Source organism: Nostoc sp., assembly GCF_041747015.1.
GTDB lineage: Bacteria > Cyanobacteriota > Cyanobacteriia > Cyanobacteriales > Nostocaceae > Nostoc.
In genome coordinates this window covers 1-6,777 of sequence record NZ_JBGTFY010000373.1, presented here as the reverse complement: position 1 = coordinate 6,777, position 6,777 = coordinate 1, and the positions used below count along the sequence as shown (strand labels likewise).

Sequence of the window (6,777 nt, the reverse complement as noted above, 5' to 3'; positions counted from 1 at the left end):
GGCATCTGCTATTCGTCAAGGAGAAAGCAATCAAGTTTTGCACCTGCTAGATGATTTACTGTCACGCTCGGAACCATTGATGGTGATTGTTAGCACTCTCCTAACGCAGTTTAGAACTTGGCTGTGGGTTAAGTCTGCGATTGTTTCTGGGGCTAAGAAAGATAGTGAATTAGCTCAACTGTGCAGTATCAGCAATCCTAATCGCATTTACTATTTGCGTCAGGAGGTAGCAAATACAAGCATCAATGCTTTAGCTAAGGCAGTGACTATGATGCTGGATTTGGAGATGTCTATTAAGAGAGGTGCTGAAGCGAAGAATTTACTACCAACAATTCTTAGTGTTAGCAGGTTATTCAAGTTAACTTAATTAGCTGCATCAAAGTTTTGTGGAACGGGTGGGACATTTTTAGATAAACCCTCAAATGCTTTCACCCTAGATTTTCTCTTAGGTGTTTCTGGTAGTGCTTCACTTGCTGGGACTGTAGTATTGTCAATAGTATCAACTGTCTTCAAGACTATCACTTCCACATCTCCAGGGGGTAAATTTACAGGTTTGGTAATCACTAAGTTCCCTGCTAGATCGATTTTTAACTTGAGTTTGTAAGCTTGCATAATATTTTTTATACGATTCTGTTTCTACATTATCTTGCCCAGGAAAAATTACATCGTGTATTTGTCCAGCGTAATTTTTACCCATTATTTCGCGCCAGATTGTTTTAAATTGTTTAGTGAGGGTGATGTATTAAAAAATCGGCTATTTGATCTGATAGTCTTCTTGCACCTACAGCATCAATTTCCTGTAATTGTCCAAGCAATATTCTGAAACCATTACGGTGAGAGTTATTATTTATAATCCAGTTTTTGTCTAACTCCCAAAGTTCAGCAAGAACTTGAACTAAAAGCTCACTTTCATCATTTCTGCCATTGGGTAAAAGTTCCTGGTGTTGAATAAGAGCTTTGAACAGTACACGCCGTAACTGTCTGTATCTTGTTGATTTACCAACTTGGTACAATTTTCTTCTCAGCACCCAATCAGGAAGTAATACATCTTGAAAACGCTTGAAGAACTCCGTAAGTCTTATGTCTAAATTATTGATCTTTTCATTATGATCTTTAAACTCTTGTGATAGCAAGTATATCAAGTTTTCCCACACATCACTGATATTACCAAGAATTCGTGAATCTGATTTTTGCTGATTTATAACTTCAAAAAGGTATTCTCCAATCGCAAAAGCTGTATATTTTTGGAATGATTCGTCAATTGTATTTAGAGAACAATCCTTAATAATAGAAGTACTTAAAATATGTAAATCATGTCGTATAATTGTACGTACAATATGCCTCAAAATAACACAATCTACAAGACAAACTATTTGTAAAACATCAAGAATTATATCAATTGACTTGCCTGCACCTGTAGAATTAGATATTAAAATTACATCTAAAATTTGTGATTGAGATTTATAAAGTCGTCTATTTGTAGAATTATGTCTATTTTTTTTCTTAGCAGCTTTATAGTCTATATAAATACTTTCTCTCTCATGAAGCAAAGCAAAAATTACTTCCTCGCGTAATGAATTTATTAAATTATGAGCTATTTCACTATCTGGTTCTGCTTCTAGTACAGGGATTAATGCTGCTGCTAAGAATTCCCAATCAAAGCATTGCCGGAACCAACCAGGGCATTCTTGAAGAGGTTGAACCAATATTGCTGGAATCCATTCAGAAACGTCAATAATAGATTTATCAGTCAATTTACTTTCAACAAAGTCATTTTGTAAGATAGACCAAGCCTCCTCAATTTGAGGATCTTTTCCATTACTTAGGCTTACTACTTGATCCATGACTTCAGGAGGTGGAATGAGTGGGATTATTTGATGTCCGTCTTGAAAAATAGTTGCTTGCTGTATCGCATTGGTATATGAAAGTGCATAAGTTAGGGTAATGAGACGGGATATTCGAGGTGCAAGATTAATAAGTTCTCGTGTTAGTGAATGAGTAAGCCCATATTCTCTTATCCATAAACGCATAAATGTAGTTGTATCATGATTGCGTATACCAATTAGGCAACGAAAAGCACCTGCTCGAAAATTTTTTTCAGATTGGATTCTCTTCAATAATTTAGGAGCTACATGAGATATAAAGGCTTTAGCGTCTAAGTTGTATAACTGATGACGATTGAGGTTATCTAAAAATATGGGGGTATTTGAAAGGTTATCAGCAAGATGATTAAACTCCATGTCAAATTCTTCTTTTGAAGGACAAATTTGTGGTTGTAGAATAATTGCTATTGCTGCCCATACTACATCTAAAAAAACTTTTTTTCCAGAACTTTTTTTCAGCAAATTAAGCTGTTTCTCACTTGTCAAAAATGTAACCATTTCGTTGTGTAGTTCTGGAGTCTTTTGCATTTCTCCATCTAAAATTAGTCGGCACTTCTCGACGATTTGGACGTTACTGAGATGCCATCGTGCAGATTCTGCTTCGGCTTTAGTATCGTCAGGGAGAGTACCGATGAAACGGAAAATTTTATTTTCGTTATTATCTCTACCTTCTTGCCAATTGCTTATTCCAAACCATGCTCGGATTCTCAATGCCCGATCCCTGTTAATATCTGCAATAACCGCAAGTTGGTAATTATCCCAATCTGCCATAATTTTAGCTTGTGTTTTTGAAGGAATAACTCCATTGATCCATAGATGAAGAATTATCTTTTGAAGATCATATTTACGATACGAGAATTGATTGAATTCGAGAAGCTCTTGATATTCTTGTTGTGATAAGGCGTTCCCCGCATGGATACCGTCAAATCCAAAATTTTGACCGAAATCCATCTGTTCAAATTCTAACCATACGAGCAATTGTAGCGATGAGATAAGAGGCAAGAGAGATCCGCTTAAAAGACTGAAATCCCATTTTGCCAGAGATACGAGTACGCCAAGCATTGCAACAGTGCTAGAACGACTTAAGACGAGAGAGATAGAGTGTTCAAGCTGCTCTCTGGTAGGGCGGCTGTAAAACCAACCTTCCAAAGTCATTAGGAAGCAAGCAACAATTTTAGGAGGTGAAGAATTTCGATGCCAGTAAAGCGCGTATCTTTCACCTTGGAATTTTTTCTTAGTATCACCAATAATTAGTGTTAATTCATAAGTATCAGTCTCATTTAGGCGCAGTAACTCGCTAACTTCTGAATTTCTTTCTGACTGATCTATCCTTTGATTAAGATTGGTTAGAACCTGATAGCTACTATTTGTAGCTATTTGGCAAAGAGTTTCAACAACATCAATTGCAAGAGGTTCATTTATTTGGAGGAGATAAAGAAATGGTAAAAACTTGAATGTGCAGACATCAATAGCATCAGAGCCTTCTGTTCCAAGATCATCATCTAACACATCGGAGCGATACTCCAACTCATAACGGTAACTTGGTGGTGCAATGGTTAGTGCGAGAAGTAACTCTACACCAAGCTGTGCATTTACACGCATGACAGCACGGAGATATACACCTCTTTGACCAAGCATGAATTCACGGAATTGATCGTTAACTTGTCCTGATGGACCTCTTGGATGTGGGTTGCTAAGTACACCTATTCCGGGTCTTGTAAGGAAAGGAGAGGTTTCAGTAGGCTCTAATTTGTTTGCTGGAATAATTTTTCTTCCAGCCAAAGCCCTCAAAAGCCAAGCCGAACGTTCTGGAACAAGTTTTAATGCAAAAACTATACAGGTAAAAGTGGCTGAGGAGGAATCATCTAGGCAGTCCCGTTTCTGTTGATCAGGGTCGCGTAGCAATACCCTCTGAGCCAAATCAAGAATTAGCTCTGCAATCTGAACCCTGAGTGGAAATCTTTCTGCAACACCCCAGTTTAGCCAAGCTTCTGCTGCTTTAAAGATTAAGTTAGGTTTTTCTATTAAAGCGTCTATATTTTGTTCCAAGATCCAAAGCCAAATAGGTTGCCACAGATGTGCTTTTGGAGTTCCTATTGTACGCTCGCGTGAGATAAGCTTTGCACTTGCGGACATTGACTCAAAAACCCCGAAGAAATCAGGAGTCGCATCAGTTGCGATCGCAAAAAGCCGAGAAAAAAGACGCTCTATAAAAAATGGAATTTGTTCACCAACGCAGACATTAAGAACAGAACTTGGTTGTCTGCTCAAAATTGCTCCATCAAGCAGTACATCAACTAGTTGTAAATGTTCACCTGATAATGCTTCTTGAAGAAGTTCTTGCCATGTTTCAGTCTCTTCCGACTCCATAGCAAGGTGCAAGGCAAACCAGCGTATTGGCTGAGACCAAAGCGGATTTCTCAACCATGTTGCAAGTTGACTGACCTCACTGACCTCCACTTCACAACGATTACTCAAAAGATAGCGAAACCTTGCACAGTCTCCTATAAAGCGATGTGTAACAGCTACCTTTTCCTTTGCCTCTGCAACTCGTAGACAGTCCCGCCGCATAAGTGTTTCCAAGATTTGCGAAGCTACAGGCAACTTATATATAGATAAGTTAGGAGTAAATTTTTCTGCTAAATCTAGCGATATTTTAATGAGCGCACGACCTTCTTCACTTACCTTGCCTCCATTTCCTACGTGATAACACCAAAACCAATTAAGCAAGTCTAAATCATTTCTAAAGGAAGATGTGTTTATTTCATTTTCTTGAACACTTCTAATCAGCCAATCTAGAAGCTTAAGGTTCAAAGCGGGACCAAATTCATCAGCACGTTGAACAAGGTTAGCAATTTCCCCAGGTAGTACATTAGATGATTGAAGTTCATTAATAGGTAGCTGCGGAAGCTTAACAATATTATCACTTGAAATTTGTGTACCAAGTCGAGCAGCAATTTTCTCACAAATACTGCTTTCTGCATCTAAATGAGCCACGAGAATGAAGCGCACATCAGTTGATGTCTCGTTAGCCAAGACATTTTGGAGAAAGTTAAGTACAGAATTAAAGCTTTGATTATCGACATCATCCAAATCATCTATGACGATAAGGGGTTTCTCAATGACTTGTTTCCTTATAAGTTCATCAATACGCCTTGTCTCTCTACTAGAAGCATAATCTGGGGCTTCTGTAAAGTTAATAATGTCCTGGGGATGAAGAAACAAGGACGTGAAAGTGAAATTCTGAAAAATAGTTTGGATACTCAGCTTACAAAGTGCTGACTTCCCTGAACCAGACGGGCCAATAAGAAGGGTTATTCGCTTTGCAAGTACAGATGCTTGTAGCTGTGAGAGTGTATCTGTTCTAGGTAGAGAAAGATTTCTGCCCAGAGTATGCCTAACAGCATGAAGCCAATAGTTTGATTGACTAACTAATCTTCCTCGCGTTGCCCAGAACGCTTCTAAGCTTTTATCATCTCTTAGTTCCTGCCATATATGGGCGCTAACACGTTCAGGGGAAATACCAGAGCCAATTTGAAGAAGATAACCCAACCATCGGCTGATGGTTGTTGCTGTATCTTCATCTCGTGAAAGATTTTCTAGTTCAGTTGTTAATTTTATTTCTGGATCTGGGACTATTTTGGGCTCAACATATTTTTTAAACTCATCAAGTTTTTCCGGCTGATATTTTGGTGTTTTAGTACGCCATCCGTGGATAATTTTAGCAGGTTCCCTTTTACCTTCAAAATTTCCAGAGATTACGAAACGTAAATTTTTTAACAATCTAGGTGTATGCTCAGATGCTAAATTGAAAATTTCCCAAAATTCTTCAAGAGCATCACCAACTGCATCTTTTGAAAGAGTAAGCTTGGCTTGTGTGAGGGTAACAGACTCACTTAATTCAGTAATGTCTGAAATAACCTCACTGAGAAGATCATGGGCTGTATTCAGATTTTGACGCTCGGAATCAGAAGCTTTTTTCCATCGATCAATAATTTTTAGAAGCATCAAAAGGAACTGGTACTTAAAACCACTTAAAGCTAATAAACCCCCACCTGCTCGCTTAGGATAATCTTTCTGCCAAATATTCGTTAACTCTTCTAACTGAGAGCGCAGATCCAGTTTATCACTCATCGTAGTTAGGTTCCTTGTTTCATCATCCGCCATGCCCGATCATTCCTATAATAAGTAGCTTCCTTTACCAGTTTTAACAAAACATTGTCAAAAAAGACTATTGAGCAATGAAGTGTGTGGTATAAAAATATTAGACCTGCTGTATTCCTAATTTAATATCACTCCCCCAATGGGGGATTTTTTAGGGCAATGAGCGAAAAATACCGCCATGAACACGCCCAATTATAGTCTATTACTTCAGAGTTTTTGGACACCACCTCATACACCCATTACAGAAAATTCCAACTCAAATAACTATCCTACTGAACCAACAGATATTGCTGAATTTCTAGGTGAAGATTTACTCTGGCAACAGACTATCCCTGCCAAAGAACCTAATCTGAAAAATATCCCTAATGACCTACCAAATAAATTAATTAAAGCACTTCACTCATTAGGAATTACCCAACTTTACTCTCACCAACTTCAAGCCTTACAAGCAATTAGACAAGGTAAAAGTTTAATCCTCACATCTCCCACAGCCAGTGGCAAAACTCTCAGCACATACCCCGCCATTCTGGAAGGTTGTATAAATGAAGAACATCGAGCATTAGCCTTTTATGGACTACGAGCCTTAGCACTAGACCAGTTCCACAAAATCTCTGAACTACTCTCTACCATACCAACACAATCCAGACCCATACTGGCAATGATCACTGGAGATGTCAAATCAGAAAAACGAGAACAAATCCTCAAGAGTGAACCGCATATTTTAGGTGTC

The 6,777-nt window shown here is 38.2% G+C and carries 3 protein-coding genes and 1 pseudogene; 2 read left to right on the top strand and 2 right to left on the bottom strand.

Annotated elements, in window-relative coordinates:
• Positions 1 to 367, top strand: a pseudogene (locus tag ACEW80_RS29575) (DNA polymerase III subunit delta); the annotation flags it as partial.
• Here the strand turns inward: ACEW80_RS29575 and ACEW80_RS29570 are convergent.
• Together ACEW80_RS29570 and ACEW80_RS29565 are read right to left on the bottom strand one after the other, a co-directional pair.
• Positions 364 to 612, bottom strand: a complete 249-nt coding sequence (locus tag ACEW80_RS29570) for a hypothetical protein (protein WP_373530028.1) — start codon at positions 610 to 612, stop codon at positions 364 to 366. The pseudogene ACEW80_RS29575 and the gene ACEW80_RS29570 overlap by 4 nt on opposite strands.
• A 113-nt stretch (positions 613 to 725) precedes the next feature.
• Entirely contained in the window at positions 726 to 6,050 is a 5,325-nt protein-coding gene (locus ACEW80_RS29565; RefSeq protein WP_373530027.1) for an AAA family ATPase, read from the bottom strand.
• Between the two features lie 175 nt (positions 6,051 to 6,225).
• On the opposite strand from ACEW80_RS29565, the gene ACEW80_RS29560 reads away from it, so the two are divergent.
• Positions 6,226 to 6,777, top strand: a 552-nt coding sequence (locus tag ACEW80_RS29560; protein WP_373530026.1) for a DEAD/DEAH box helicase, incomplete at its 3' end; no start/stop codon positions are given.